Source organism: Paenibacillus sp. 01T422 (assembly GCF_056398785.1).
This window is the reverse complement of sequence record NZ_JBFTQB010001169.1, coordinates 1-1,591: the sequence shown is the minus strand read 5'-3', so window position 1 is coordinate 1,591 and position 1,591 is coordinate 1. Positions and strand designations below refer to the sequence as shown.

Annotated in this window: 2 protein-coding genes; one reads left to right on the top strand and one right to left on the bottom strand. The window is 37.4% G+C overall.

The features are described from left to right. The first annotated feature begins 708 nt into the window (after positions 1 to 708). The gene (locus tag AC1DUA_RS36795; protein ID WP_477504435.1) at positions 709 to 897 is read left to right on the top strand and encodes a hypothetical protein; all 189 of its coding nucleotides are present in this window, start codon (positions 709 to 711) and stop codon (positions 895 to 897) included. A gap of 249 nt (positions 898 to 1,146) precedes the next feature. Here AC1DUA_RS36795 and AC1DUA_RS36790 read toward each other — a convergent pair whose 3' ends face one another. Next, entirely contained in the window at positions 1,147 to 1,542 is a 396-nt protein-coding gene (locus AC1DUA_RS36790; RefSeq protein ID WP_477504434.1) for a phosphate-starvation-inducible protein PsiE, read from the bottom strand. Between the last annotated feature and the right edge of the window lie 49 nt (positions 1,543 to 1,591).

Below are 1,591 nucleotides of genomic sequence, written 5' to 3'. Positions count from 1 at the left end.
CAATTATCCGACCATACTGTAATTGAGTTTTGGAAAAACGAGCTTATTAAATCCTGAGTTCTTCGATAATAACTGCACTGGTCAGGAACCATAACTTGACTTCATAGCGTTGTAATTCTGTATCTTTGAGCTATAGTAAATCGGAAATCAATATAAAAGATCAAATTCGGCGGCTGCAGTTGGCGAATAAACCTACATCTGAACGCGGTTGCTCAACTTCGAAAGACCTCAATCAAGTTTTATTTAGTTTTATCTCATCGAAAGTTGGATTTATGCTATTTTCTCGCACGATATCCAGACTGGACTCGCATATGATAAGGGTATACTTGCAGTAGAGGAATATAAAGGAGAAATTTTAATGTCTGAGGTCGTTCTTAGCTAGCAATTTCATAGTGAAATCTGTTTTGCTTGGCGTACGCGAGTGTACCGTTCAATTGGAATGGTTTGTTTTGTCGTGCTCTACTGGCAGGTTGCATGTGATGCTGTTAAGAACATCAGTTTCTCCCTAAGCGGACTGGAAACGATTTTGGTTTCCAGTCCGCTTTTTTTGTACTCAAAAGGAGGCATTCATTTGAAACTTTGTCGCGTGTCCGCAAAAAGATAAACATACTCGACGACCGCATTCGCAAGAAATTCGACACGGCATTGTCCAAATACCTCAGTTATTTGCAGGAAAGCATCGTCTCGACGAGAGGAGGCCGGTACGTGTTGCCCGTGAAAAAGAATATCGCAATCAAGTTGGCGATGCCGCGCTGGATGAGACGGCAAGCGTTCAGACTGTATTTATTGAGCCGGCCGGTATCGCTCGACCTGCATGTCAAACACTTGCACCTGCAGGCCGAGGAGGAAACAACGGTAGTCAGCGATMTTATACCGTACCCTTACGAATCAGAATAATGCTAAAGTCCAACTGGTCGTCGCGACAACATCAATATTTACCTAATACTTATCTCTAAATTTTCTAACTAATTATTAAATAAATAAAAAAGCATTCACTAAACTAAGTGAACGCCATATAACTTCAAGACTTTATTGTCTCCCAACAGTAAATATACTTTTCTTCAAAACTTTATTTGGTACTTCAAAACATAATTAAGTTTTGAAGTGCTTTTTACATACTTGTCCCAGCGTCAATGTCCTCCCTCGTTAATCTTCTGAATGCTTATGCAATTTGGATTCTAGTAAAAAACTAACCAAGAGAACAAAAATGACAATAGACAATAATAAATTCTCTTGCGCTTTGCCTTGGTTTACTATTATAAATCGAATTGTTGCCGTAATCCCGACATAAAGAAGATATCGTATTGGGAAATGGTATTCCTCTTTGAAATATTTTAAAACCATGGAAATAAAAGCGAAATAAAGAAAAAAAACTAATATATCCTGCAAAATATCATGAACGTTTAAAATAGGATTAAAAAAAGATTGAATTATAATGCCAAGTTCACGGAGCATAAAAAAGGTCAGAAATAATCCAAGTAGGATTAAAGATCCACTTAGAATAAATTGAAACCCTTTAATGACCATTTTGTTGATTTCCATAAAAATACTCCTCACTTGCATAAGTTGAGCTCACCGTTGGGTTTTTAAT